General features: G+C 60.4%; 31 protein-coding genes. 15 read left to right on the forward strand and 16 right to left on the reverse strand.

The genetic code is table 11. The features are described 5' to 3' along the window. The first annotated feature begins 222 nt into the window (after positions 1-222). Positions 223-1353 carry a sensor histidine kinase gene (locus tag BLR16_RS08455; RefSeq protein WP_074805302.1) on the forward strand — a complete coding sequence of 377 codons (1131 nt, stop codon included), beginning with the start codon at positions 223-225 and terminating at the stop codon, positions 1351-1353. A gap of 75 nt (positions 1354-1428) precedes the next feature. On the opposite strand, the gene cbpA is transcribed toward BLR16_RS08455, so the two are convergent. Further along, the gene (gene cbpA / locus BLR16_RS08460; RefSeq protein WP_003368891.1) at positions 1429-2373 is read right to left on the reverse strand and encodes a curved DNA-binding protein; all 945 of its coding nucleotides are present in this window, start codon (positions 2371-2373) and stop codon (positions 1429-1431) included. Between the two features lie 327 nt (positions 2374-2700). On the opposite strand from cbpA, the gene BLR16_RS08465 reads away from it, so the two are divergent. After that, positions 2701-3966 (forward strand): Hsp70 family protein, encoded by a 1266-nt coding sequence (locus BLR16_RS08465; RefSeq protein ID WP_060708315.1) that lies wholly within the window; start codon positions 2701-2703, stop codon positions 3964-3966. A 311-nt stretch (positions 3967-4277) separates the two neighbouring features. Here the strand turns inward: BLR16_RS08465 and BLR16_RS08470 are convergent, their stop codons facing one another. Both BLR16_RS08470 and BLR16_RS08475 read right to left on the reverse strand, forming a co-directional pair. After that, positions 4278-5288, reverse strand: a complete 1011-nt coding sequence (locus BLR16_RS08470; protein WP_003368896.1) for an AI-2E family transporter — start codon at positions 5286-5288, stop codon at positions 4278-4280. A gap of 188 nt (positions 5289-5476) precedes the next feature. Continuing rightward, entirely contained in the window at positions 5477-5767 is a 291-nt protein-coding gene (locus tag BLR16_RS08475; RefSeq protein WP_003368898.1) for a PsiF family protein, read from the reverse strand. 152 nt (positions 5768-5919) lie between these two features. On the opposite strand from BLR16_RS08475, the gene BLR16_RS08480 reads away from it, so the two are divergent. After that, on the forward strand, positions 5920-6801 hold the full coding sequence (locus BLR16_RS08480; protein ID WP_054081936.1) for a DMT family transporter: 882 nt from the start codon (positions 5920-5922) through the stop codon (positions 6799-6801). Here the strand turns inward: BLR16_RS08480 and BLR16_RS08485 are convergent. Continuing rightward, positions 6798-7031 carry a hypothetical protein gene (locus tag BLR16_RS08485; protein WP_003368905.1) on the reverse strand — a complete coding sequence of 78 codons (234 nt, stop codon included), beginning with the start codon at positions 7029-7031 and terminating at the stop codon, positions 6798-6800. The two genes, BLR16_RS08480 and BLR16_RS08485, sit on opposite strands and share 4 nt — an antisense overlap. A gap of 311 nt (positions 7032-7342) precedes the next feature. On the opposite strand from BLR16_RS08485, the gene osmE reads away from it, so the two are divergent. Together osmE and BLR16_RS08505 are read left to right on the forward strand one after the other, a co-directional pair. Then, a complete protein-coding gene (osmE, locus tag BLR16_RS08495; protein WP_003431761.1) occupies positions 7343-7681 on the forward strand; it encodes an osmotically-inducible lipoprotein OsmE in 339 nt (112 codons plus the stop codon). A 363-nt stretch (positions 7682-8044) separates the two neighbouring features. Beyond that, on the forward strand, positions 8045-8584 hold the full coding sequence (locus BLR16_RS08505) for a ferritin-like domain-containing protein (protein WP_003431762.1): 540 nt from the start codon (positions 8045-8047) through the stop codon (positions 8582-8584). Positions 8585-8762: 178 nt separating this feature from the next. On the opposite strand, the gene BLR16_RS08510 is transcribed toward BLR16_RS08505, so the two are convergent. Further along, positions 8763-10829 carry an AsmA family protein gene (locus BLR16_RS08510; protein ID WP_003368911.1) on the reverse strand — a complete coding sequence of 689 codons (2067 nt, stop codon included), beginning with the start codon at positions 10827-10829 and terminating at the stop codon, positions 8763-8765. A gap of 223 nt (positions 10830-11052) precedes the next feature. Between BLR16_RS08510 and BLR16_RS08515 the strand changes: the two genes are divergently transcribed. The 5 genes from BLR16_RS08515 to BLR16_RS08535 all read left to right on the forward strand — a co-directional run bounded on the left by BLR16_RS08515 (position 11053) and on the right by BLR16_RS08535 (position 14330). Next, entirely contained in the window at positions 11053-11685 is a 633-nt protein-coding gene (locus tag BLR16_RS08515; protein ID WP_002555418.1) for a TetR family transcriptional regulator, read from the forward strand. A gap of 236 nt (positions 11686-11921) precedes the next feature. Continuing rightward, the gene (ureE, locus tag BLR16_RS08520) at positions 11922-12422 is read left to right on the forward strand and encodes an urease accessory protein UreE (RefSeq protein ID WP_003431764.1); all 501 of its coding nucleotides are present in this window, start codon (positions 11922-11924) and stop codon (positions 12420-12422) included. Beyond that, positions 12419-13093, forward strand: a complete 675-nt coding sequence (locus BLR16_RS08525; protein WP_003431765.1) for an urease accessory protein UreF — start codon at positions 12419-12421, stop codon at positions 13091-13093. The genes ureE and BLR16_RS08525 overlap by 4 nt, the downstream gene beginning before the upstream one ends. A gap of 21 nt (positions 13094-13114) precedes the next feature. Further along, positions 13115-13732 carry an urease accessory protein UreG gene (gene ureG / locus BLR16_RS08530; protein ID WP_003368915.1) on the forward strand — a complete coding sequence of 206 codons (618 nt, stop codon included), beginning with the start codon at positions 13115-13117 and terminating at the stop codon, positions 13730-13732. A gap of 25 nt (positions 13733-13757) precedes the next feature. Continuing rightward, positions 13758-14330: a HupE/UreJ family protein gene (locus tag BLR16_RS08535; RefSeq protein ID WP_003368916.1), complete on the forward strand. Its 573-nt coding sequence runs from the start codon at positions 13758-13760 to the stop codon at positions 14328-14330. Positions 14331-14375: 45 nt separating this feature from the next. Here BLR16_RS08535 and BLR16_RS08540 read toward each other — a convergent pair whose 3' ends face one another. The 9 genes from BLR16_RS08540 to nrdR all read right to left on the reverse strand — a co-directional run bounded on the left by BLR16_RS08540 (position 14376) and on the right by nrdR (position 21055). Next, positions 14376-14795 carry a hypothetical protein gene (locus BLR16_RS08540; RefSeq protein WP_003368918.1) on the reverse strand — a complete coding sequence of 140 codons (420 nt, stop codon included), beginning with the start codon at positions 14793-14795 and terminating at the stop codon, positions 14376-14378. Then, positions 14792-15409: a GTP cyclohydrolase II gene (gene ribA / locus BLR16_RS08545; protein ID WP_003368920.1), complete on the reverse strand. Its 618-nt coding sequence runs from the start codon at positions 15407-15409 to the stop codon at positions 14792-14794. The genes BLR16_RS08540 and ribA overlap by 4 nt, the downstream gene beginning before the upstream one ends. Positions 15410-15542: 133 nt before the next feature. Continuing rightward, positions 15543-16508 (reverse strand): thiamine-phosphate kinase, encoded by a 966-nt coding sequence (gene thiL, locus BLR16_RS08550; RefSeq protein WP_003431767.1) that lies wholly within the window; start codon positions 16506-16508, stop codon positions 15543-15545. Between the two features lie 16 nt (positions 16509-16524). Next, on the reverse strand, positions 16525-17022 hold the full coding sequence (nusB, locus tag BLR16_RS08555) for a transcription antitermination factor NusB (RefSeq protein WP_003368925.1): 498 nt from the start codon (positions 17020-17022) through the stop codon (positions 16525-16527). Then, positions 17019-17495, reverse strand: coding sequence for a 6,7-dimethyl-8-ribityllumazine synthase (gene ribE / locus BLR16_RS08560; protein ID WP_002555427.1), 477 nt, complete (start codon positions 17493-17495; stop codon positions 17019-17021). Before ribE ends, nusB begins: the two co-directional genes overlap by 4 nt. 130 nt (positions 17496-17625) lie before the next feature. Further along, positions 17626-18717, reverse strand: coding sequence for a bifunctional 3,4-dihydroxy-2-butanone-4-phosphate synthase/GTP cyclohydrolase II (ribBA, locus tag BLR16_RS08565; RefSeq protein WP_003368927.1), 1092 nt, complete (start codon positions 18715-18717; stop codon positions 17626-17628). 21 nt (positions 18718-18738) lie between these two features. Then, positions 18739-19401, reverse strand: a complete 663-nt coding sequence (locus tag BLR16_RS08570; RefSeq protein WP_003317049.1) for a riboflavin synthase — start codon at positions 19399-19401, stop codon at positions 18739-18741. A gap of 47 nt (positions 19402-19448) precedes the next feature. Next, positions 19449-20549 carry a bifunctional diaminohydroxyphosphoribosylaminopyrimidine deaminase/5-amino-6-(5-phosphoribosylamino)uracil reductase RibD gene (gene ribD, locus BLR16_RS08575; protein ID WP_161428966.1) on the reverse strand — a complete coding sequence of 367 codons (1101 nt, stop codon included), beginning with the start codon at positions 20547-20549 and terminating at the stop codon, positions 19449-19451. A gap of 41 nt (positions 20550-20590) precedes the next feature. Continuing rightward, entirely contained in the window at positions 20591-21055 is a 465-nt protein-coding gene (gene nrdR, locus BLR16_RS08580) for a transcriptional regulator NrdR (protein ID WP_003317051.1), read from the reverse strand. A gap of 176 nt (positions 21056-21231) precedes the next feature. On the opposite strand from nrdR, the gene BLR16_RS08585 reads away from it, so the two are divergent. From BLR16_RS08585 to trxA, 3 genes are all read left to right on the forward strand, one after another. After that, positions 21232-21681: a hypothetical protein gene (locus BLR16_RS08585; RefSeq protein WP_003368930.1), complete on the forward strand. Its 450-nt coding sequence runs from the start codon at positions 21232-21234 to the stop codon at positions 21679-21681. After that, positions 21678-22331 carry a class I SAM-dependent methyltransferase gene (locus BLR16_RS08590; RefSeq protein WP_072366289.1) on the forward strand — a complete coding sequence of 218 codons (654 nt, stop codon included), beginning with the start codon at positions 21678-21680 and terminating at the stop codon, positions 22329-22331. Before BLR16_RS08585 ends, BLR16_RS08590 begins: the two co-directional genes overlap by 4 nt. A gap of 247 nt (positions 22332-22578) precedes the next feature. Further along, on the forward strand, positions 22579-23451 hold the full coding sequence (gene trxA / locus BLR16_RS08595) for a thioredoxin (protein ID WP_003368936.1): 873 nt from the start codon (positions 22579-22581) through the stop codon (positions 23449-23451). Positions 23452-23505: 54 nt separating this feature from the next. Here trxA and BLR16_RS08600 read toward each other — a convergent pair whose 3' ends face one another. Then, on the reverse strand, positions 23506-23859 hold the full coding sequence (locus tag BLR16_RS08600) for a hypothetical protein (protein ID WP_003368939.1): 354 nt from the start codon (positions 23857-23859) through the stop codon (positions 23506-23508). Between the two features lie 61 nt (positions 23860-23920). Beyond that, positions 23921-24343 (reverse strand): nuclear transport factor 2 family protein, encoded by a 423-nt coding sequence (locus BLR16_RS08605; protein WP_003368940.1) that lies wholly within the window; start codon positions 24341-24343, stop codon positions 23921-23923. Between the two features lie 299 nt (positions 24344-24642). On the opposite strand from BLR16_RS08605, the gene BLR16_RS08610 reads away from it, so the two are divergent. Together BLR16_RS08610 and BLR16_RS08615 are read left to right on the forward strand one after the other, a co-directional pair. Continuing rightward, entirely contained in the window at positions 24643-25230 is a 588-nt protein-coding gene (locus BLR16_RS08610; protein WP_003368941.1) for a DUF2796 domain-containing protein, read from the forward strand. Between the two features lie 69 nt (positions 25231-25299). After that, on the forward strand, positions 25300-26010 hold the full coding sequence (locus BLR16_RS08615) for an ABC transporter ATP-binding protein (protein ID WP_074805311.1): 711 nt from the start codon (positions 25300-25302) through the stop codon (positions 26008-26010). Position 26011 lies beyond the last annotated feature (1 nt).

Here is a 26011-nt window from a genome sequence, read left to right on the forward strand (position 1 = left end):
GCCTTGCTGGCTTCAAGAGCTTCCTGTTGAAAGATCGCATCTGTAACCGTAATGACGCTCATGTCATGGCCCTCCGTTCGTATAGTCCCCGGAGAGAACATAGGACGAAGCGAATAGGACGTCTACTGACAGAAATGACAGCAAACGCCCTGTTTGTCGTGTCATGCAAAGGAGGTAATATGCGCCCATTCTTTCGTCACGCATCTCCAAAGGTAACCGGCCATGCGCCTTTCCGAATTCATCGTTATTCATGTGGATCGCATCGTCGATGAATGGGAAGACTTCGCCAGAACCCTGAAACCGGCGGCAGAAACGATGAGCAAAGCCGAGCTGCGGGATCATGCCAGGTCGATCCTGCTCGCCGCTGCGCGGGACATGAATACCGCGCAGAGCAAAAGCGAGGAGATTGCCAAGGCCAGAGGCGAAGAGTTGAACAAGACGCCAAGCCTGGACGAAGCAGCCAGCAGCCATGGCGAGTTGCGTCATGAGGTCGGCTTTGATCTGGTGCAGATGACGTCGGAATTTCGCCATCTGCGCGCCAGCGTCATCCGCCTCTGGGTAGAAAGCCTGGCAACGCCGCAACTGGCCGATTTTCAGAACGTGATTCGTTTCAACGAAGCCATCGACGAGGCGCTTGCCGAATCCACCGCTGCCTATGCGGAACGGGTCGGCCGCTCACGGGATATATTTCTTGCCATTCTGGGTCACGATCTGCGCGCGCCGCTGCAGGCCGTCAGCATGTCGACGGAATTGCTGGCACGCAAGATAGCGCTGGACGAAAAGACCCAGTCCTATGTTTCGCGTATCCAGACCAGCACCCGCCATATGGGCTCGATGGTCAGCGATCTGCTGGAATTCGTGCGCAGTCGCTTGGGCGCCGGGCTACCGGTTGAACGCAAATACATGGATTTGGCCAGTGCTTGCCGTGAAGCCATCGAGGAAGCCTGCGCCGGGCGACCGGACTCTGTTCCGGTACTGAACATCGAAGGCAACACCAAGGGTCACTGGGACGCCGGACGGATCAGCCAGATGTTACAGAATCTGATCGGCAACGCCCTGCAGCACGGTGCGGCCAGTCACGAGATAACGGTCAGTGTTACGGGTGCCGAGAAAGCGGTGATATTGGTGGTACACAACGAAGGCAAGCCGATTGCCGAAGACGCTATCGGGACGATCTTCGATCCGCTGGTGCGCAGCACCGAGGAAAACAGCGAAACACGCGGTACATCGACCAGCCTGGGTCTTGGCCTGTTCATCGTCAAGGAAGTGGTCAACGCCCACGGTGGCAGCATCACTGTGACCTCGACCATTGGTGAGGGCACGACCTTCAATGTGGTGCTGCCGAAAAACTGAGCGAGGCTGATTGCCTGCTGATGCGGGTGGCGCATCAGCCCATTCAGAAAAGACAGAATCGCAAGACCGCTATGCTCAACCCTTCCACTGCGCGCGGGGATCGAACGACGAACTGTCTGCCAGTTTCTGCCAGAGCGCCCGGGTAGCCTCGTCGGTGTGCTTGGGCACGACGACTTTCAACTGCGCGTAAAGATCACCGCGTTCGCCACTCTTGTTCATCAAGCCATTACCCTTGATCCGCAGACGCTGCCCGTTCTGACTGTCCGGGCGGATGGTCAGGTTGATCCTGCTGGTCAGCGTCGGCACAGCGACCTTGGTACCCAGCACGGCTTCCCAGGGGGCCAGTGGGACGGTGATGACCAGATCATGGCCCTCGACCTCGAACAGCGGGTGAGGGGCCAGGCGAATGATCAGGTACAGGTCGCCATTGGCACCACCGCCCACGCCCGGCGCGCCCTGCCCCTTCAGGCGAATACGCTCGCCATCGACCACGCCCGCGGGAATCTTCACGTTCAGGGTCTTGGTGATATCGCTCATGCGCTGCCCGTTGGGGCTGTGCTGCGGCACCTTGAAGCTGACCTGCTTGGATTCCCCCGACAGGGTCTCTTCGAGGAATACCGCCAGTTCCATCTCCACGTCCTGCCCGGTACGCCCAGGGTTGCGGGTACGCCCGCCCTGCTGTGGCCGGCCACCGAAAATGGAGCTGAAAAACTCCGAGAAGTCTGCCGTTTCCTCGAACCCGCCTGCCCCGGCGCCGGCACGGCTTTGCCAGCCCGGCGGGGTCTGGAACGGGCGGCCCTGACGACCGTATTTGCGCAGCTCGTCATACTCGGCGCGCTTTTCCGGGCTGCTGAGTACCTCATACGCTTCGGAGGCTTCCTTGAACTTGTCTTCGGCGCCTGCCTCCTTGCTGACGTCCGGGTGATACTTGCGCGCGAGTTTGCGATAGGCGGTCTTGATCGCCTTGTCGTCCGCAGTCGGCTCCACGGCAAGTATCTTGTAGTAGTCTTTGAAATCCATGTAACGATCACCCATCCGAATTATCCGGCAAAGCCAGATACGCTGGCGTCACGTGCCCAGCTCCCTCTGTCACGAGGCATCTGGATTACCTAACGTCGAAAAATATACAGATAGACCAGCTGCCTTTGTCGGCAGGTCGATAGCTCGACAACATAATGTCCGACAACAGGGTCTACCGAGAATCCCTTCAAGATTGGGGGTAACGGGCCTCAGTTCAAGCCTTGGTCGCAAATACAGCCAGGTAAATATAAGCGACGTGTCGCGCTACGCAATTTGCCCGCGCTGGCATAAACTGCGCGGCCGTTTTTTGACTGGAACGTAAAAGACATGAATGACCAATCCCCGGCCCGTGCCTGCGGTATCGATTTCGGCACGTCCAACTCCACTGTCGGCTGGCAACGACCCGGCATGGAATCGTTGATCGCGCTGGAGGACGACAAGATTACCCTGCCTTCGGTGGTGTTCTTCAATATGGAAGAACGCCGCCCGGTGTATGGCCGCCTGGCGCTTCACGAGTATCTGGAGGGCTACGAAGGCCGCCTGATGCGCTCGCTCAAGAGCCTGCTGGGCTCGAAGCTGATCAAGCATGACACCAGCGTGCTGGGCACGGCGATGCCGTTCAAGGATTTGCTGGCACTGTTTATCGGCGAGCTGAAAAAGCGCGCGGAGCAAACGGCTGGCCGCGAATTCGAGCAGGTCGTGCTGGGCCGTCCGGTGCATTTTGTCGATGACGACGCCCAGGCCGATCAGGAAGCCGAAGACACGCTGGCTGAAGTGGCGCGCAAGATCGGTTTCAAGGACGTATCTTTCCAGTTCGAGCCCATCGCTGCGGCCTTCGATTACGAGTCCACCATCCAGGACGAAGAGCTGGTGCTGATTGTCGACATCGGCGGCGGTACGTCAGACTTTTCGCTGGTACGTCTGTCGCCCGAGCGACGCCGGCACGATGATCGCCAGCAGGACATCCTTGCCACCGGTGGCATACACATCGGCGGGACCGACTTCGACAAGCAGTTGAGCCTGCAAGGCGTGATGCCGCTGTTCGGTTATGGCAGCCGCATGAAAAGCGGTGCGTACATGCCGACCAGCCACCACATGAACCTGGCGACCTGGCACACCATCAACGCGGTGTACTCGCAAAAATCGCAACTGGCCCTGGGCAGCATGCGCTACGACATCGAAGACACCGGTGGCATCGATCGCCTGTTCAAGCTGATCGAACAACGCGCCGGGCACTGGCTGGCCATGGAAGTGGAAGAAACCAAGATCCAGCTGACCCACGCCGACAGCCGCCATCTGCTTATGGATCGCGTGGAAGCCGGACTGAGCGTGGACCTGAGCCGGGTGATGTTCGAAGCAGCGATCGACGCCCAGCTCGAGCGGGTGCGCAACAGCGTGACGAACTTGCTGAACGATGCGGGCGTGAGTGTCGAACAGGTCAGCACGGTGTTCTTCACCGGCGGTTCAAGCGGCATCCCTGCCCTGCGCAACAGCGTCTCGGACATGCTGCCCAACGCGCGCCACGTTGAAGGCAACATCTTCGGCAGCATCGGTAGCGGCCTGGCCATCGAAGCGAAGAAGCGTTACGGCTAGTCATGCGCCTATCGTGGGAATGCCCTTCGTGATGCTCCGCGTCACAGATCGCTGATCTTGTGGGAGCGAACTTGCTCGCGAAGGCGGATTACCTGACCAATGGGCTTCCAGCGGCTGCACCGGCCTCTTCGTGAGCAAGCTCACTCCTGTAGGGCCGGGGTGTTTTCAAGCCATGTGAATCACTCCCACGGGCGGGCGTGTTTCGAGCCATGTGGATGTTCTGCGGCACTGCAGACGCAGAGCGTCCAGAACTGCATGCCAACGCGGTGAAGTGACAGGCGTTGTTTCGGACGGCTACATGCGCAAGCGCCCTAGACCAACCCTTCCTTCTGCAACTCGCTCTTCAGATACGCATAGTAAATCGGCCCTGCAACCACGCCCGGCAGGCCGAATGCGGCTTCGAACAGCAGCATCGCCAGCAGCAACTCCCACGACTTGGCGTTGATCTGTCCGCCCACGATGCGCGCATTGAGGAAATACTCGACCTTGTGGATCACGATCAGATAGCCCAGCGCAGCCAGCGCGACCCAGATCGAGATGGACATGCCGACGATGAAGATCAACGTGTTGGACATCAGGTTACCCACCACCGGCAACAGGCCGAGCAGGAAGGTCATGATGATCAGGGTCTTGGTCAGCGGCAGGTGAATTCCGCACAGCGGCAATACGATGGCCAGGAACACCGACGTGAACGCCGTGTTGAGCAGGGAAATCTTGATCTGGGCAAAAACAATGTTGCGAAACGCCCGGCTGACCAGGTACAGGCGATCGAACAGAGCAGCCGCCAGCGGCTTGCGCGCATGCACGTCGGAGATACGCTGCAAGGCAATGATCGCGCCCAGTACCATGCCGATCAGCATGGTGACGAACATGTGCGCCGCCCCCTTGCCGATCAACTGCAATTCGCCCACGTGCTTCTGCAGCCATTGCCCGAGCGAAACCTGAAACTCCGCTGCGCTGGCAGGCAGGTAGGCGTCGATGAACGGAGGCAGCTGACCACGAGCGCGGTCGACCAGGGTCATGAACTTGTCGAGCGAGGCGCCCGGATTTTCGGCTTCGTGCAGCACAAAACTGATGGCGCCGGCAAAAATCAGCGTCAGCAGGCTGACCACGAGCGTGCCGAGCAACGCTACGGCCAGCCAGCGAGCACGTTCGCCGGAGATCAGCCGTTGCAGTTTGGGGGTCAACATGTTGACCAGCTCGAAAACCAACAGTCCGGCCAACAGACTGGGCAACAACTTGAATGGCAACACCAATAACAGACCGCCAAATACAAGAATCCAGCTGGCTATTAACACCTGACGCGCAGAAAACGTTGGCATAGACCCTCAACGGGCAACACAAGGAAGGTGGGCAGTCTGCCAGCCTTCTCAGTCCAGAACCAGTGATCAGAAAGCCGGAAAAAACACGCCGCAATGATCTGCCCGATGATCGGCTCGAGAACGGCGCGAAAGTGCAGTGTTTACTGCACCCGCGCCTCTTGCCTGCCGCAAAGATGCCGACTGAAAAATTATTTCTTCTTGAGACAATCGCTCATGAAACTCTTGCGCGCGTCTCCCTTGAGCGCCTGAGTGCTGGCAGTCGCGTTGCAGGTTTTCATCTTCTCCTGCTGGGTCGCCGCTGGCGGCGGTGCCGCTTTAAGGCAAGTGCTCATGAACGTCTTGCGCTCATCGCCCTTCAGCGACTTCGCGCTGGCGTCGGCATTGCAGGTGGTCATTTTGTTCTGCTGCGCGGTCGCAGCGAAACCCTGGGCAGATAACATCAAGCCAACGAGCAATACAGGAATACCGAGCTTGTTCATCGATCCACTCTCCAGATCCACTGCACCGGGCGGCACAGACTGAGATTCAGTGTAGTCAGCGTCTGCGCTCTGTGACGGAGCACCCAACATCGCCGCTGGCATTCTCGACAAACAGGCGGATAATTACGCCTCGCTCTAACGATGATCCACTCATGCAATACGCTTTTCCGCTGATTACCATCCTTATCTGGGCGATCAACACAGCCGTCACCAAGGCGTCTGCCGGGGTGATCTTTCCGGCTGAAATTGGCTTTTATCGCTGGGCGCTGGCTGGCTTGCTGTTCACACCGTTCATGCTCGGGCCTGTGTGGGCGAACCGAGCGGCGATCAAACCGGTACTCGGCAAGATTTTCATTCTGGCCGTGCTCGGCACAGCGCTGTATCAAAGCCTGGCGTATTTCGCGGCCAGCCTGACAACCGCCACCAACATGGGGATCATTCAGTCGATGGTGCCGATGATGGCGCTGGGGCTGTCGATAGCCTGCCTCGGCACTCGTCTGACCTCGGGTGCGCTGCTGGGGGCGGTGCTGTCATTCGCGGGAGTGGTGGTCGTGGTCTCGGCGGGCAATCCGGCCGGCCTGATTGAGCAGGGGGTCAATCGGGGCGATGCGATGGTGCTGGTGGCCGCCGCATCGTATGCGGTCTACAGCACGCTGCTGAAGAAGTGGCAGTTGCGTTTGCCGCCCCTGCAGTTGCTTTACGTACAGATCCTGCTGGCGATTATCGTTTTGCTGCCGCCGTTCATGCTGTCGGAGAAAACCGGTCTGAATGCGAACAACATACCGATGGTGCTGTACGCAGCGATTCCAACCTCGATGCTCGCACCATGGTTGTGGATGACCTCGATCATGCGCCTGGGCCCCAGCCGCACAACACTGTTCTTCAACCTGATGCCCATCGCCACGGCCTTGATTGCCGCGGCGACACTGGGCGAGCAGCTGGCGCTCTATCACCTGTTCGGCGGAGCGCTGACCCTCTGCGGCGTCATCCTCGCGGAACGCTGGACGACGCCGCTGCGATCCAGGGCGGACTAGGCAGTCGCGCTGCCTTCGCTGCCCTCCAGGCTGTGAATCGACACATCGGTGATGCCGGCGGCAAGCGGCAGCCCGGCTTCACCCATTGGCAGCTCGTCCAGTTCTACGTGATGCTTGAGCGCCAGTTCGTGCACCACTTCGATGATGGGCACATCCAGATTCTCGATAATGTCTACGTGGTGCTCGCCGAGCAGGGTGTACTCGATCTCATACAGTTCTTTATCGCTCATCGCATCTTCCTGGCCGTCACTGAGGAGCGGCTGATTAACGAACTACGGTCCGACAACCGATGACCGAGCCCAAGGCTGAGCAAAACGCTCAACCATGCCATCAGATTGACCTCGGCCTTTCGGGAACGTGCGAGGAATATTCAAAGCGCTTCTCATGCCCGATTGTCATGGCGTTCAGGGGGGGTCAGCAACGGCATCGGGGTGGATGCGAGGTACTGCCTCATCGCCATCTTTTTTTCGAACTCTTGAGCCCCTCTTCTGCTCCAAGGCATACCGGGCCAAAACCGGCTCTGACATGTGGAGCAATAACGATGTACAAAAAACTCTTCGCGGCGACCTTTGTATTGGCGACGATGGCTGGCTGCAGCAACACAACCGTGCAGAACCCGGTGGACTACGTCACTTATCGCAACGAGCCGCTGGTCAAGCAGGTCGAGAACGGCATGACGCGCCAGCAGGTCCTGACTATCGGCGGTGAGCCGTCGAGCACTATCGAGCGTAAGGTCAACCCAGGCACTTGCAACAACTACGTCATGAACAAGGACGGCCACAAACAGGTCTACCACGTCAGCTTCAACAGCGACGGCCGTGTGACCAACAAAGGTTTCATGACGTGCGAACAACGCGAGAAGAACGAAAAAGCGATGTAATCAAAACGCAGGCACAAACAAAAAGCCCGAGGCATGAATGCCTCGGGCTTTTTGTTGAATGCGTTTTTAGAAAACCAGCTTGAACAGGGCGATAACCACGACCAGGCCGATCAGAAAGATGATGCCAACGGTGCTTCCCAGGAACTTGAGCATTGTGTATCTCCACGATTTATTTGGGTCTCAAGGTTGGGACCGCGGGGCTCGGCACTCGTTTCTTATATTTTTACATTCAGACACAGCCGTCCGTATCTGTGAAAATCCGATAAAACTTTTTGCCCCCTTCGCTACTCACAATCTTTGCTGATCCTGCCGGGCCACCCACAGAGCGAGACAGCAAAACCTGATGAGTCCTGGAGATAAATGATGAATTCTGCACCGCAATCACAGCTTTCCGATGTAAATACTCTGCGCCAGCGCGCACGCCAGAACGTTGAGGATGGTGCTGTGACTCAAGGCTACAGCGCTGACCGCGAAACGGTCCTGCGCCTGCTCAATGAATCGCTGGCTACCGAGCTGGTCTGTGTGCTGCGCTACAAGCGCCACTACTACATGGCGTCAGGCCTGAAAGCGAGCGTCGCGGCAGCCGAGTTTCTGGAACACGCAGAGCAGGAAGCGCAGCACGCCGACAAACTGGCCGAGCGTATCGTGCAACTGGGCGGCGAGCCGGAGTTCAACCCGGACACCCTGTCGAAGAACTCCCACGCGCAGTACGTGGCGGGTAACACACTGAAGGAAATGGTTTACGAAGATCTGGTTGCCGAGCGCATCGCCGTCGACAGCTATCGCGAAATCATTCAATACCTCGGCGACAGCGACCCGACTACCCGCCGCATCTTCGAAGAGATCCTTGCTCAGGAAGAAGAGCACGCTGATGACATGGCGGATATTCTCGAAGACCTGTAACTCGCGACAGCAAATGAAAAGCCAGGACCTGTGTCCTGGCTTTTTTGTGGGGAAGTATTTTCTCAGGCCAGCGACGTAAACATGGTTCCTCACGCTCCAGCGTGGGAATGCATTTCTGGACGCTCTGGGTCCGGCCAAGTGCGCGCCAACGCGGAGCGCTGGCACGAGAGGTGGAGCGTTACTTCACCGTCTTAGGCGCCTTGCCGGTGCGCATCTGCTCCAGCAGCGGGCCACACTGATTGGGCTCGCTGTCGCCAGTGGCGACCAGCGCCAGCAGACCTGCAGCAGGGCCTACGGTTGCGCCGAGCAGGACCATGCCGGCTCCGCGCAGCAACAGCGGACCGGACTGTACGCCCGCGTTGGGCTTGGCGAACGGGCCGTTGACATACAACGGCGAGCGCAGCGAGAACACGCGGAAGCCCTTGGACTCAGGGTTGATCTGCAGGTCCAGTTGCTCGGTCTTCAGGTTCGCAGTGCCGTTGATGTAGATGATGGCGTTCTCGGTATCGAAAACAAACAGCCGACTGGTCGCCAGCCCGTCCTTGATGCCGAAGTCCGAGGCCGCGCAATTGATTTTTACGTCCTTGTCGCCGAACAGCTTGCCAACGACGTAGTTGCCCACGTTAAGCCCGGCAATTTCCATCAGGCCACGACTGATCGCACCGTCGTTCACCAGCATCTTCATTTCGCCGTTGGCAGTCCCCAGCAAGGCTGCAACCGAGTTGCCACGGCCACTGATATCGGCATCGCCGTTCAGCTCACCGAAGCTGGTTTTCATCGGTTCGAAGGTCGGGAACAGTTGCTTGAGCTTGAAATTGCGCGCCGACAGCCTGGCCCTGCCCTGCATCGGTTTGTTTTGCCCGTTGAGGCGAATGTCCGCGTCCAGCTTGCCACCTGCCACCCCAAAACGCAGCGGCTCGAGGCTCAACTGACCATCGTTGAGAACCAGATGGGTATAGAGGTCAGTGAATGGCAGGTCCGGACTCTGCACGATGCGCTTGCCGGTGAACTCCACGTCGGCATCCATTGCCCGCCAGCGATCAGTCTGAAACTCCTCGACGGGCAGTACCTTGCCCGAAGGCTGCTTGCTCTCGCCACCGCGCTTTTTCTGCGCGGCATTGGAGTCCGCACCGATCAGTGGCGCGAGGTCACTGAACAGCAGTTGATTGGAGACCAGCACACCACTCAGCTTAGGCCGGGGCTGGCTGGCGACGAAGCCCAGGTCGCCGTGGATATCGCTGTTGCCGATCTTGCCGTTGAAGCCTTCGTAACGGAAGTTGGCGCCGGCCGGGTCGTGCAGTTTGGCGATCAGGCGGCCATCGGTGGAGTACGCCGGAGAATCCGGCAGGGTCACACCCGTCAGCGGGTACAGATTGCTCAGGCTCGCGCCGGAAAGCTTGAGGCGCAGGTCCAGCGCGCCCAGGTTCTGTGGATCGGTCAGGGTCCCGGCGATCACCGCATGGGTGTCACCGACCTTCACGTCAGCCTGTACCGGAAACGGTTGATTGGCATCCTTGAGAGCGAGCAGGCCGCCGACCTTGCCGGTGCCGCTCAGCTTCTGACCGTGGTACTGGCCGGTGACCGCCAGACCGAATGCGTAATCCTGCGGTACTGCGCCCTTGTCCTGGGCCTTTTTCGCTTCCTTGCTGCCGACGATTTCACTGAACGGGATCGGCTTGCCGAGCAGGTCGATCACCACGTCCAGGTTGGCGTTGAGCTTCTGGTCGTTGAAGCTCACCAGTCCCTTGTCGAACTTGATCGCGCCGATGTCCATCACCCACTTGGAGGGCTCGGCGTTCGGGTCGGATTTGGGCAGATCGAACACCCAGTTGGCACGACCATCGGCCAGACGCTCGAGTTTAGCCTCGGGTCCGGTCAGATCGATACGCGGGATAACCACTTGCTGCGCCAGCAGCGGCAGCAGCGAGAGACGAAATTCGACGTGCTTGAGGGTCACCATCTGCGGGGTCTTCGACCACTCAGGGTTACCCAGACTCAGGTCGTCAGCAACAAAGTGCGGCGACGGCACCCAGGCACGCCAGCCACCGAGTTCGGGCTCACGCGTCCAGCGCACATCCAGATCACCATTGATGGCGAACGGACGATGCAGCGCTTCGCTGACTTTCGCATTGAGGGTGGGTTTGATGCGATTCCAGTCGAAAGTGACGATCACAATGACCAATATAGCCAGCACCACCAACAACGTAGCACCTGTCCAGGCGAAAATCTTGCGGCTGCGCGTCATGCGTCACTCTCCAGAAAACAGCGCCCCGACCCTGGCGCGCTGAATACGACATGAATGTTCGACTGACAAACGCGCCGAGGGTTTGATTTGAATACGAAAATGCATCGAAGGCCAGCACTCATGCACTATTACTGGTCAAGGAGCCTGACTGAAAACCCTTTCGACGCAGGTAAAGCGCATTTGCTAAAGTGCAACCCAGCCTAATCCAAGAATCGTTTGAGCCATGCTGCCCCGCGCCGAACAGAAACAACAGACCCGAAGAGCCCTGCTCGATGCTGCCCACCAATTGATGGAGAGCGGGCGCGGCTTCGGCAGCCTGAGCCTGCGGGAAGTGGCGCGCACGGCAGGCATCGTACCAACCGGGTTCTACCGGCACTTTGAAGACATGGACCAGTTGGGGCTGGCGCTGGTCAGCGAGGTCGGCCAGACCTTTCGCGAGACCATCAGGCTGGTGCGCCACAACGAATTCGCCATGGGCGGGCTGATTCGTGCCTCGGTGAAGATATTCCTCGAACGTGTGGCGGCCAACCGGTCGCAGTTCCTGTTTCTGGCGCGCGAACAATACGGCGGCTCCTTGAAGGTGCGTCAGGCGCTTGGCGCATTGCGCGAAGGCATCAGCGCCGACCTCACAGCCGACCTGGCAAAGATGCCCAAATGGCAGCACCTGAATGCCGATGCCCTGTCGATTATCGCCGACCTGGTGGTCAAAAGCGTGTTCGCGATGCTGCCGGAGCTGATCGACCCGCCGCCCGCCTCGCTCGCCCCGCACCTGACACCTCAGGCGAAGATCACTCAGCAACTGCGCTTCATCTTCATTGGCGCACGGCACTGGCGTGGTCTGGGCAGTCACGATTGAGCGGCGACACGCTCTACCTGGGGCTGAGATGTGAACCGTCTCACTATTAACTTCACTTCCAGCAATCCAAGGTGCACCAAATTAAAGCGCTATCATGATTACGCACCAAAATAGATCTTTAGTGATCTTGCCGATGCTTGGATCACCTGCCTCTGTCAGCCATTTCCCCGCAAGCTGCACTGTTGGCAAGCCCCTTGCTCTGATTTGAAGCATCGCAATTGGCTGGAAGCTATCTGATGCTGGTGATTCACGACCGAATCGAACCTCAGGCCGAATGGGCCGCCGAGCTGCATTTGAATTTCGAGGCACGCAGCAAAAGTCGACTGCGCTGCTTCAGTGCGGAAAACGAAGACGTCGGCCTCTTTCTGCAACGCGGTCAGTCGCCGCTGCGCGATGGCGAGTTTCTTCAGGCCCAGGACGGCCGCGTGGTGCGTGTCTGCGCACGTCCCGAAAAACTCATGCACGTCACGTGCAGCAGTACTTTCGAACTGACCCGCGCGGCCTATCACCTTGGCAATCGCCACGTGGCCCTGCAAGTCGGCGACGGCTGGCTGCGCCTGCTCGACGATTACGTGCTCAAGGCGATGCTCGACCAACTGGGCGCCACTGTCGAAACCATCGAAGCGCCGTTCCAGCCGGAACATGGCGCCTACGGCGGTGGGCATCATCATTCGCGCGCGGGCGAGGAGGATTTCAACTATCCGCCGCGCATGCACCAGTTCGGCGTGCGCAAGTGAACAGCGCCTGGGCGCTATTGCGCCTGGCCAGTCCGCAGCTGCCTATCGGTGGCTACAGCTATTCGCAAGGGCTGGAAATGGCCGTGGAGCAATCCATTGTGGTGGACCCGCCGACCGCGGGCCGCTGGATCGGCGATCAACTGCTGCTCAATCTCGCGCGCTTCGAGGCCCCGCTGCTGCTGGCTCATTGCGAGGCGGCGGCAGCCGGTGACTGGGGCCAGTTGCTGCAAGTCAGCGAGCAGCATCGCGCCAGCCGCGAGACCCGCGAGCTGCATCTGGAAAGCCGGCAGATGGGCTACTCCCTGCAACAGTTGCTCAATGGCCTGCCTGAACTGGATCGTGAAGCACGCCAGTTTCTGCAGCAGACTGCCGAGCCGCACCTGGCCCTTGGCTGGGCGCTGGCCGCACGCGCCTGGCAGATCAGCCCGCAGGATGCGCTGGCCGCCTGGCTATGGAGCTGGCTTGAAAACCAGCTGGCCGTGCTGATGAAAACCCTGCCGCTGGGCCAGCAAGCCGCCCAGCGCCTGACCAGCGAGCTGTTGCCGTTATTGCAGCAGGCGCAGGTCAGTGCCAGCACACAAGATCCCTGCCATGCCGGCAGCGCAGCCTTTGGCCTGTCCCTGGCGAGCATGGCGCACGAACGTCAATACAGCCGGTTATTCCGGTCCTGATCATTCCTTATGGAGAACTCAATGAACAGCCAACCTCTGCGCGTCGGAATCGGTGGCCCGGTCGGATCCGGCAAGACGGCGCTGACCCTGGCGCTGTGCCTGGCATTGCGCGACCGCTATAACCTGGCCGTGGTGACCAACGATATCTATACCCGCGAAGACGCTGACTTTCTGGTGCGCAACGAGGCACTGGCCCCTGAGCGCATCATCGGCGTTGAAACAGGCGGCTGCCCACACACCGCGATTCGCGAGGACGCTTCGATCAACCTGGAAGCAGTCGACCAGCTCAATCGCCGCTTCGAAGGCCTGGACCTGATCATCGTCGAATCCGGTGGCGATAACCTTTCCGCGACCTTCAGCCCGGAGCTTTCCGACCTGACCATCTACGTGATCGACGTGTCGGCCGGCGACAAGCTGCCGCGCAAGGGCGGTCCGGGCATCTGCAAGTCCGACCTGCTGGTGATCAACAAGATCGACCTCGCCCCTTTGGTAGGCGCGTCACTTGAAATGATGGACAGCGACACGCGCAGGATGCGTGGCGAAAAGCCGTTCGTGTTCAGCAATCAGAAAACCGGCCAAGGTCTGGAACAGATCATTGCCTTCATTGAGCGCCAGGGCCTGCTGACTGCCGCCGCCTGAATTCACAACCAAAAGGAACCCGTCGATGAACTACAAAAAAGCCCTTGGCGCCCTGGCGCTGTTGCTGGTCCCGACTCTGGCGCTGGCTCACCCCGGTCATGGCGATAATGGCCTGATCGCAGGTATCAGCCACCCGATTGGCGGGCTGGATCATTTGCTGGCCATGCTGGCCGTCGGCTTGTGGGCTGCGCAGCAACAAGGTTCGGCACGCTGGGCGCTGCCGTGCACCTTCGTTGGCACCATGCTGATTGGCGGCATGCTGGGCTTTGAAGGTTTGAACCTGCCGGCGCTGGAAAGCGGCATTGCCGCCTCGGTACTGGCTCTGGGCCTGGCCGTGGCATTGGCAGTGCGTCCGCCGCTGGCGCTAGCGGTAGCCGCAACAGCCCTGTTCGCCTTGTTCCACGGCGTAGCGCATGGCCTTGAACTGCCGGAAATGTCCAGCCCATGGGCGTACGCAGCAGGTTTCGTTGCTGCAACTGCGGCCTTGCATGCGCTGGGTTATGCGGTGGTTCGCGTGTTGCCTCAGGCGGCGGCCCCCCTGGTGCGTATCGCCGGTGCAGCCTCTGCGGCAGCGGGTGTCTGGTTACTCGCAGCCTGATGGCGTTTCGCGCTGATCGTGTCCGCTTCAGCCGGGGGGGGACGATCAGCGCGAAAGCGCGGGAATTCGGTACAGGTAAAGCAGCACTGCGCTGGCAAACGCCAGCAGGCAGACCGGCAAGGGATGCAGACCGAACAGCACCGCGATGGCCGCGATCCAGGCGGGCAAACCGGCGGCCAGGAACGCCAGGCGGCGGATGGCAGCGAGTTTGAGCCATGCTGCCGGCTCCTCGGGTGTATCGAGTGCAGCCTGGGTGACCGCCAACGCGCGCTTGTAGGCGCCGAAGGGTTTCAGGCTGACGAACATCGAGCCTATCCCGGCGATGAACAGCGGGATCGCCAACACCGGAATGAGCGGTTCGCTGGCACCAAAAAATACACAGACCACCAGCAATGGCGCCAGGGTCAGACCCAGTTGACGCCACCATTGCATCTCCAGCTTTTGACGAACCTCGCTGCGTGTCACGCGGGGCCGACCTCGCTTTGATGTTCGTTGCCCATCATGTGCCCCAGCTTGCCCGCCTTGGTCGCCAGATAAAGACGGTTATGCGGGTTTTGTCCGGTGTGCAGAGGCACGCGCTCGGCGACCCTGATGCCCATGTCGGTCAAGGCTTTGACCTTGCGCGGGTTGTTGGTCATCAGCCGCAACGATTGCACGCCCAGATGCTGAAGCATCGGCAGGCAGATCGCGTAGTCACGCTGATCGGCAGCAAAGCCCAGGCGCTCGTTGGCCTCAACCGTATCGGCGCCGCCATCCTGCAGCTCGTAGGCGCGGATCTTGTTCATCAGACCGATACCGCGCCCTTCTTGACGCAGGTACAGCAGTACACCACGCCCTTCGGTGGCGATGGCGCGCAGGGCAGCCTCCAGTTGAGAACCGCAATCGCAACGCTGACTGAACAGGGCATCGCCCGTCAGGCATTCGGAATGTACGCGACCCAGAACCGGCTCACCGTCCGCCACATCGCCCAGACTCAGGACGACATGTTCACGGCCGGTTGCCGACTCGATAAAGCCGTGCATGGCAAATTCTGCAAAGGGAGTAGGCAGTTTGGAAGCGGCGACAAAGACGACGGGCACCGTGTGCTCCTGATCAGTGTGAAGACTGGAAATTCGCAAGATTTGCATTGTAACAGCAGGTTCCTGCGGACGCTCAGGGTGAATTCTCGGGCATTTAGATCATAAAGTTCGATAGATAGAAGCGCTCGTCCGCTCACTGCTCAGCGCCAAAATGCTGGTAGCCGCGCGTGTCGGGCGTGACGTCTTGCCCTGTGTCGTCGACAAGCACGACGCCTTGACCCTGCTCTACCCGGCCAATGACATGCACCGGCCAGCCTTCTTTCAGCAACGCCGACAGGTGTTCGGAAGGCAGCGTGAAGGCCAGGATGTAATCGTCGCCACCGCTGAGCGCGGCCTGTCGGGCAGAGGGCAGATCGAACAAGGTCAGCAACTGGTCGGACATCGGCAGCCGGTCACGCTCGATCACCAGACGCACAGCCGAAGCGCGGGCGATGTGTCCGCAGTCGGCCAGCAGCCCGTCGGAGATGTCCAGCGCGGACGTCGCCCTGCCCCGCAAGGCCTGCCCCAGCGCCAGTTGCGGTTGAGGCGACCAGTAGCGGGCCAGCAATGCTTCGGCGATCGAGGGCTCGGCGCTGCGCTGCTTCAATACCAGCGGCAATGCACCTGCACCATCACCCAACGTGCCGCCGACACACAGCAGGTCACCCGCCTGGGCACCCGCGCGGGTCAGGGCTGATCCGGCCGGCACGGCACCGAACACCGTCAGCGTCAGGCTCAAGGGACCGCGCGTGGTATCACCACCGATCAGACGCAGCGAACAGCCTTGCGCCATCTGGTTCAAGCCGCGAGCGAAGGTCTGCAGCCAGTCGGCATCGACCTGCGGCAGGGTCAGGGCAAGGGTGAACGCGACAGGCCGGGCACCCATGGCCGCCAGGTCACTGGCAGACACCGCCAGCGCACGCTGACCGAGCACAAAGGGGTCGCAGACATCAGGAAAATGTACCCCGGCAACCAGGGTATCGGTCGAGATCGCCAACTGCTCGCCGGGCGCCAACGCCAGCAGCGCGCAGTCGTCGCCGATCCCCAGGGCAACTTCCTCGCCCGCCTGCGCACAGGGCGCGGCGGCGAAGTAATTGCGGATCAGCTCGAACTCTCCCATGAAGGTCAGGCGCGAATCAGCGCTTGTGGGCCTTCACTTCGACTTCACGCAGGCGCGGCGCCAGCTTGTCCAGCACGCCATTGACGAACTTGTGGCCGTCAGTGGAGCCGTAGACTTTCGCCAGCTCGATGCCCTCGTTGATCACTACGCGATAAGGCACGTCGATACGTTTGAGCAGTTCGAACGTCGACAGACGCAATACCGCCAGTTCAATCGGGTCCAGCTCTTCGATGGTCAGATCAAGACAAGGCGAAAGAGCAGCATCGATCTCGGTCTGGTTGGTCGCTACGCCGTGCAGCAGCTCACGGAAGTAGGGGCCGTCAACGTTGCTGAAGTCGTTATCGACCCGAAACTGTGCTTCGATTTCGTTCAGCGCGTGGCCAGCCATGTGCCGTTGGTACAGGGCCTGAGTCGCCATCTGACGCGCTTCGCGACGCTTGGCGCTTTTACCCTTGGCGGCTTCCGGCGATTTGGCGTCGCGCGGGTTGAACTGGTCGGTATCGTCGGAAATCACTTGGCCTCCAGCTGCGACAGCAGACTGACCATTTCGATGGCGGACAGAGCGGCTTCAGCGCCCTTGTTGCCGGCCTTGGTGCCGGAACGCTCGATGGCCTGTTCGATGGAGTCGACGGTCAATACGCCGAAAGCGACCGGCACGCCGAATTCCATGGACACCTGGGACAAGCCCTTGACGCACTCGCCTGCCACGTATTCGAAGTGTGGAGTACCGCCACGGATCACTGCACCCAGTGCGACGATGGCCGCGAACTCGCTGCGTTGGGCAACTTTCTGCACAACCAGTGGAATCTCGAACGCACCCGGCGCACGGATGATGGTGATGTCGCTTTCGCTCACGCCATGGCGTACCAGCGCATCAACGGCACCGCTAACCAGGCTTTCCACGACGAAGCTGTTGAAACGGCCAACTACCAAGGCATAGCGGCCCTGGGGGGCGATGAAGGTACCTTCGATGGTCTTCAAGGTCATTCGGTGAGTCTCGTATTAAAGAGCAAGCCCGCCTTGGGGCGGACTTTGAGGGATATTAGGCCACGAATCATGCCTGTCAGGCCAAGACCTGCGAAAAAACCATCTTTCACACGCCCCGACCTGCCGGTATTTATTCGGAGGGCACGTATTCTACAACTTCCAGATCGAAACCGGATATCGCATTGAACTTCATCGGCGAACTCATCAGGCGCATTTTGCGCACGCCGAGGTCACGAAGGATCTGCGAACCAGCGCCGACCGTGCTGTAAGTGGTCGGTGTCTTGATGGGTTGCTGACCGGCGGTTTCGCGAATATGAGCCAGCAAGACATCGCCATCCAGCGGGTGACCGAGCAGCAGCACCACACCGCTGCCCGCCTCGTTAACCGCGCGCATGGCGGCGCGCAGGCTCCAGCGGCCGGGCTGGCTGACCATCAGCAGGTCACGCAGCGGGTCCATGTTGTGCACGCGAACCAGCGTGGGCTCTTCGGCGCAGATGGTGCCCAGGGTCAGCGCCAGATGCACGTCGCCCTCGACCGAATCGCGGTAGGTCACCAGGTTGAAACTGCCCAGTTCGCTGTCCATCGGCTGCTCGGCAATCCGCTGAACGGTACGTTCGTGGATCATCCGGTAGTGAATAAGGTCGGCGATGGTGCCGATCTTGATGTCATGTTGCAGGGCAAATGCTTCGAGTTCGGCACGTCGCGACATGGTGCCGTCATCGTTCATGACTTCGCAGATCAGGCCCGTCGGCTCGAAACCGGCCATGCGCGCCAGGTCGCAGGCCGCCTCGGTATGACCGGCACGCGCCAGGGTGCCGCCAGCCTGGGCCATGAGCGGGAAAATATGCCCAGGGCTGACGATGTCTTCAGCTTTCGCGTCCTTGGCAGCGGCAGCCTGCACAGTACGTGCGCGGTCGGCTGCCGAGATGCCGGTGGTCACGCCTTCGGCAGCTTCGATGGAAACGGTGAACTTGGTGCCGAAACCCGAACCGTTGCGCGCTGCCATCAGCGGCAGCTTGAGGGTTTCGCAGCGCTCGCGAGTCATCGGCATACAGATCAGACCACGGGCGAAACGCGCCATGAAGTTGATGTGCTCGGGCTTCACGCATTCGGCGGCCATGATCAGGTCGCCTTCGTTTTCGCGGTCTTCGTCATCCATGAGGATGACCATCTTGCCCTGGCGAATGTCTTCGACCAGTTCTTCGATACTGTTGAGCGCCACGCGGCACCCCCTTCAATCAATTCAGGATTTGAGGTAGCCGTTCTCGGCCAGGAAGCTTTCGGTGATCGTGCCGTGGCCCGGCTCGGCGGCCTTGTCACCCAGCAGCAGGCGCTCCAGATAACGCGCCAGCAGGTCGACCTCCAGGTTGACCTTACGGCCGGGCTGGTAGTCGGCCATGATCGTTTCGCTCCAGGTATGAGGCACGATGGTCAGTTCGAACTCGGCGCCGTTGACCGAATTGACGGTCAGGCTGGTGCCGTCGACCGTAATCGAGCCTTTGTGGGCGATGTATTTGGCCAGTTCACGTGGCGCACGCACCGTAAACTGAATGGCGCGGGCGTTGTCCGCACGGGCGACGATTTCGCCCACGCCGTCGACATGACCGCTGACCAGATGGCCGCCCAGACGCGTAGTCGGGGTCAGGGCCTTTTCCAGGTTGACCCGGCTGCCGCTCTTGAGGTCGACAAAGGCGGTGACGGTCAGGGTTTCCCGGCTGACATCAGCCCAGAAGCCATCACCGGGCAATTCGACGGCGGTCAGGCATACGCCATTCACGGCAATGCTGTCGCCGAGTTTGACGTCGGTCAGGTCAAGCTTGCCGGTTTCCACATAAACGCGGACGTCGCCGCCTTTCGGAGTCAGGGCGCGGATGCTGCCAATGGATTCGATAATGCCGGTAAACATGGGTCCTCCGGGAGAACAAGGGCTGCGCGCTAGGCGAAAGCCGGGAATTATACGCCGGGTGTGCGCACAGGGAGAGCGATGACTCGCCAGTCATTACCGACAGCACGCATTTCCACAATGTTCAGCTCAAGTGCCTCGCTCATCTGCGCCAGGGGCAGATCGAGCAGCGGGCGGGCCGATGAGCCGAGAAACTTGCCGGCGATGAAGAGCTGAAATTCGTCGACCAGCCCGAGACGCGCAAAAGCCCCCGCCAGTCGCGGACCGGCCTCGACCAATACTTCATTGACGCCACGCGCGGCGAGTTCGCCCATCAACCTGCGCAGGTCCACATGACCGGCGCTGTCGGCCAGAGCGAGCATTTCGTGGCCCTCTTCCTGGTAGCGACCTCGCGCCGACGCAGCGGCACACGTCACGACCAGCGCACTGCCTGCCTGGAAGAACGGTGCATCAAGCGGCACACGCAAACGGCCGTCGATCAACACGCGCAACGGCGGGCGTGCAGCGGCCAGTGAGGTCAGTTCGGCATCGAGCCCCAATTCATCAGGGCGTACGGTGAGACGAGCCTTGTCGGCCAGCACCGTATCGGCGCCGCTCAGCACCACACTCGACTGCGCACGCAGACGCTGCACGGCAGAGCGCGCCTCGGGACCGGTGATCCACTGGCTTTCACCGCTGGCCATCGCCGTGCGGCCATCCAGGCTCATGGCCATCTTGACCCGCACGTACGGCAGGCCGGTTTCCATGCGCTTGAGAAAGCCTTTGTTCAGCGCTCGCGCTTCGCTTTCCAGCACACCACATTGAACGCCGATACCGGCATTCATGAGGCGCAACAGGCCACGGCCGGAGACTTCGGGGTTGGGGTCCTGCATCGCAGCGACAACCCGCGTCACTCCGGCTTCGATCAGTGCATCGGCACAGGGCGGTGTGCGCCCCTGGTGACTGCACGGTTCGAGGGTGACGTAAGCGGTCGCGCCTCTGGCCAGCTCGCCAGCCTGGCGCAAGGCATGCACTTCGGCATGCGGCTCACCGGCCCGTACATGCCAGCCTTCGCCAACGATCCGGCCTTCACGCACGATCACGCAGCCGACTCGCGGGTTGGGATGCGTGGAGTACAGCCCCTTGCGCGCCAGCTCGAGTGCTCGCGCCATGTAATGAACGTCGAGAGCCGCCTGTTCAGTCAGCAATGCATTTATTCCTTGCCCGGCTCGCGGGCCAGACGGTCGATTTCTTCACGGAATTCGTTGAGGTCCTGAAAGCGGCGGTACACGGAAGCGAAACGGATGTAGGCCACTTCGTCGAGCTTCTGCAGCTCGGTCATGACCAGCTCACCCACCACCAGCGATTTGACTTCGCGTTCGCCGGTCGCGCGCAGCTTGTGTTTGATGTGAACCAGGGCCGCTTCAAGGCGTTCGACACTCACCGGACGCTTTTCGAGCGCGCGCTGCATACCGGCGCGCAGTTTTTCTTCATCGAAAGGCTGGCGGCTGCCGTCCTGTTTGATCAGACGCGGCAAGACCAGTTCGGCAGTTTCGAACGTAGTGAAGCGCTCGCCGCAGGCCAGGCACTCGCGTCGGCGGCGTACTTGCTCGCCTTCGGCGACGAGGCGGGAGTCGATGACTTTGGTGTCATTGGCACCGCAGAAGGGACAGTGCATGGTGGCTGGCAACGAAAGAATGGGGAGCGCCATGTTAGCGCATCCTGCCGGCAAGACAAGGCTGAGGGTTTACGGTATATAGACGCGCATTAAAGCGGTGTGAAATTGTCCGGGCTCGGTAATACTGCACGCTTGGCGTCACCCAGCCTTTCGAATTTTGCCTTGTGGAGCTCTTGATGACGTTACGCCCCGCTTTTCTACTCTGCTTCATCGGCTTGCTGGCCGCGTGCAGCAGCAATGACGCGCCGAAACCCGTTGCGCCGCCACCGGTCGCACCGTCGATCAAGCTGCCCGCCGGTCCAGGGCCGTTGCAGCCGTACCAGCGAGAAATCAGCGGGCAGTTGCTGGGCGTACCGGCCGGCGCCGAGGTCGAGCTGGCGATGCTGGTCATCGACGAACGCGGACGTCCGCAGAAGCTGCTGACCAACACCCTGCTCAAGGGTAACGGTCAATCATTGCCGTTCCAGCTGCGCTTCAACCCGGAAGCCTTTCCGGTCGGCGGACGCGTCGAGTTGCGTGGCCGTGCCAGTCAGTCCGGGCAGTTGATTCTGCATCTGCCGTCGATGCGCATCGATCAGCCGGTGACTCAGGCCCTGGGGCAGTTGCAGTTCGTCAAGGCGCCATGATCGCTCCGCAACATCTGCAACACGCGCTGAGCGAACTGCTTGGCGACGCCCGGCTGGCAATTACTTCGCTGCCGGGCACAGATCTGAAGCTGTGGCTGATCGACGATGCCAACATGGACCGCGCCTTCAGCCCGGATGAAACGCGGCGCATTCTGGAAGATCCACCGTACTGGTGCTTTTGCTGGGCCAGCGGCCTGGCTCTGGCACGCTTTCTGGCTGAAAACCCGCACTGGGTGGCCGGCAAGCGGGTACTGGATTTCGGTGCGGGCTCGGGTGTGGCAGGCATTGCCGCGCTCAAGGCAGGGGCGCTTGAGGTAGTGGCCTGTGATCTCGACCCACTGGCGCTCGCTGCCTGCCGGGCCAATGCCGAACTCAATCAGGTGCCATTGAGCTACTCGACGGATTTCTTTGCCGAGGCGGACCGCTTCGATCTGATTCTGGTCGCCGACGTGCTCTACGACCGCGCCAACCTGCCGCTGCTGGATCATTTTCTCTCCCGAGGCCGCGTGGCACTGGTGGCCGATTCCCGCGTGCGCGACTTCAGGCACACTGCCTACCAGCGTCTGACGATGCTGCATGCGCACACCCTGCCGGACCTGGCCGAACCGCACGAGTTTCGCGACGTGAGCCTCTATCACGCGGCGCGGTGAGCGTTCAGCCAGACGGTCTCTGCAGGAGCGAACTTGTTCGCGAAGACGGTCGTTCAAACGATAAATCCCTTGGAGCTCTCCACCCCTTTCACGAACAAGCGAGGCGTCGCCCGGCTCGCTCCCGCGGCCTTCGGCCAGCATCAGGAGCAATGAGTGCGGGAACGATCATGTCCAATAGACGACGCCGCTTTCAGCATTGTCCTGCGGGCTTTATAGTTGGCAGCATTCAGATTCTTCGAGACGTGCAATGAGCCAGGAAACTGCTTACATTTTCGACGCAACCGCCGCGAACTTCGATCAACTGGTGATCGACAAGTCCTTCGACCAGCCCGTGCTCGTCGATTTCTGGGCCGAGTGGTGTGCGCCCTGCAAGGTCTTGATGCCCCTGCTGCAACAAATCGCCGAGAGTTATCAGGGCGAGTTGCTGCTGGCCAAGGTCAATTGCGACATCGAGCAGGACATCGTGGCGCGCTTCGGCATTCGCAGCCTGCCTACCGTGGTGCTGTTCAAGGACGGCCAGCCGGTGGATGGCTTTGCCGGTGCACAGCCCGAGTCGGAAATCCGCAAGATCCTCGAACAACACGTAGTCATGCCGCCACCGCCAGCCGCCGACCCGCTCAAGCAGGCACAGACGCTGTTTGCGGAAAGTCGTTTCGCCGAAGCCGAAGCACAGCTCAAGGTGCTGTTGGGCGAAGACAACACCAATGGCGCCGCGCTGATTCTGTATGCGCGCTGCCTGGCCGAACGGGGCGAACTGAGCGAAGCCAAGGCCGTGCTGGATGCGGTCACCGGTGATGCACACAAGGCAGAACTGGCAGGTGCCAAGGCCCAGCTGACGTTCCTCGCGCAAGCCGCGACCCTGCCGGACGCCGCCGAACTGAAAAGCCGTCTTGCACAAAACCCTCAAGACGATGAAGCGGCACTGCAACTGGCGATTCAGCAGTTGTCGCGTCAACAGTACGAAGCTGCGCTCGAGGGCCTGCTCAAGCTGTTCATCCGCAATCGCAATTACGCCGAGGGCCTGCCGCACAAGACGCTGCTGCAAGTATTCGACCTGCTGGGCAACGACCATCCGCTGGTCACGGCGTACCGTCGCAAGCTGTTTGCCGCGCTGTACTAATGTACAAAGCAACAGGCACCGCTCGGGTGCCTGTTGTTGCCGAGCACAGTCAGGTCATGTCGCTTCGACCCAACTGTACAGCGGCGCATCTCCGCCGCTCTCGACTTTCACGTTCGCCGAGTGGCGCAAGCGCACCAGTAGATGCTTGCCCGCTGCGGTGCTGCCCGCCAACCCTTCCAGTTGCCCCAACAGATCCGGCCCACTCATCTGCCCGGCCTTGTACAGCAATTCCTGAGCGACTTGCCAGAGCCTGTCGTCCTGATTGAGCGGCTTGTTCTCGGCCACGGCGGCGGGTACCTCCGGGGCGGTTGCCTTGAGCTGCGCGCCCAGTTGCGCCCAGTCCCCGTCGTCCAGTTCAAGGGTCAAATCCACCGGCCATTGGCCTACGGTTCCACGAATACGCAACATGATGTGCACCTGCTGACAGTCAGGCGTACATGCTCCCACAGGCTGGCGCGCATTCCCATGATCAACCGTAACCCCACTGGTTGAGGACCGGTTCCTTGCCGTTCATGAAATTGCCAAGCGCCCGCACGTCGTAGACGTTTTCCCAGTACTCGATAATTCGGCCATCGCGAAACCGCCACAGGCCGCAAAACGGCATGATGATTTTCCTTCCCCCGCAGCTGGCGCGCATCTCGCCCAGCACCGAGCCGAAGTGATCGTTGGCGACGATATCGTGGACATCCATGTACAGGGTCTGATGCGTCCGCCTGATCAGATTGATCTGGTGGGAAAGTACTGCCTCCCTGCCGATGGCTATGGACAACCCACCGCCAGCGCCTTGATCCGCCTTGTGCAGCACGATGTCAGCGTCGGCGAATTCGGTGATACGTTCCATATCCTTGTACACAGCACGCAGGACTTCCCTGTTCGAATGGAGCTTGTTCATGAGTATCTTCCCTGATGTCGCACTCGGCCCAGGTCGAGCGCAGGCCCTGGCTGGGATGAAAACCTTCCTGCGCATCCGGCGCAGGTGTAGCGATTTTCATCTTCCAGAGTAGGACTTGATGACGCTAAGTGTGAGACTACTTAGGCATAAGCCCCTGACCGGGTATTCCCGATAAGACCGTCAATAGCGCTTTGCTGAAGCCCGGTCTTCCGGCGCCTGGATAAAAACACGTCCACGCAGGTCGCCACTTGTTATAAGATCACATAACAGTTTTTCCGATTATTGTTCTGGAGCCCGCTATGCGCCGTCTGCTACTCGCCCTGCCTTTCGCCCTGTTACCACTCGTTGCTGCGCACGCTGCCGAAGAACACGACCACGATCATGGCGATGAACATGGCAGCCTGGGTGCACACGAGCACGGCGTAGGACGCCTGGATGTGGTGCTGGAAGGCAAGACGCTGGAGTTCGAATTTGACAGCCCGGCCATGAACATCGTCGGTTTCGAGCACGTTGCGACCTCGGATGAAGACAAGGCCAAAGTCGCCAAGGCCCGCGAGTTGCTGCTCAAGCCCAACGCCTTGTTCAGCATTGCCGATGCCGCCAATTGCTCGGCCACTTCGGTGAAGCTGGAAAGCCCGCTGTTTGGCGACAAGGATGACGATCACGATGAACACGCCAAGGACGGCGAAGCCGATCATCATGAGCACAGCGAAATTCACGGTCACTACAAGTTCGTCTGTGACGCACCGGCCATTCTGAAGAAGCTCGACCTGTCGCAAATCTTCATAACCTTTCCCGACACCAAGAAGCTTCAGGTACAACTGATTTCGCCAGGTGGCCAGTCAGGCGCAGAAGTGATCGCAGCCAACCCGACGCTGAAATTCTGATCGCACCCTGCGGTACAACGACCGGGCCTGGCCCGGTCTTTTAATTTCCAACCGAGCGTGAGTCAGCCCATGACCCAAGCACTGATCGAACTGTCGGACCTGCGCTTCAACTGGCCCGGCCATCCGCAACTGCTGGACATCCCCGAATTCCGTCTGCAAAGCGGCGAAACCCTGTTCCTCAAAGGCCCCAGCGGTAGCGGCAAAACCACATTGCTGGGCCTGCTGGGCGGTGTGCAAAAGCCGGTCAGCGGCAGCATTCGCCTGTTGAACCAGGAACTGTCGGCCCTCTCTTCGGCCGCGCGTGACCGCTTTCGCGTCGATCACACCGGCTACATCTTCCAGCAGTTCAACCTGCTGCCGTTTTTATCGGTGCGGGAAAACATCGAACTGCCCTGCCACTTTTCCAGCGTGCGTACCGAACGTGCCAGACAACGCCACGGCAGCGTCGAGAAAGCCACCACCACCCTGCTCGCCCACCTGGGTCTGAAAGACCCGGCGATGCTGGCACGCCGCGCCGACTCGCTGTCCATCGGCCAACAGCAGCGTGTTGCCGCCGCCCGAGCGCTGATCGGTCAACCGGAGCTGGTGATTGCCGACGAACCTACGTCTGCGCTGGACGCAGACTCGCGCGAGGCGTTCATTCGCCTGTTGTTCGCCGAGTGCCGCGAGGCCGGGGCCAGCCTGCTGTTCGTCAGTCATGACCAGAGCCTGGCACCGCTGTTTGATCGCAATCTGTCGCTGAGCGACCTGAATCGCGCCGCCGTCGCCGTGGAGATTTGAG

The organism is Pseudomonas sp. BS3767, from assembly GCF_900099665.1.
Lineage (GTDB): Bacteria > Pseudomonadota > Gammaproteobacteria > Pseudomonadales > Pseudomonadaceae > Aquipseudomonas > Aquipseudomonas cerasi.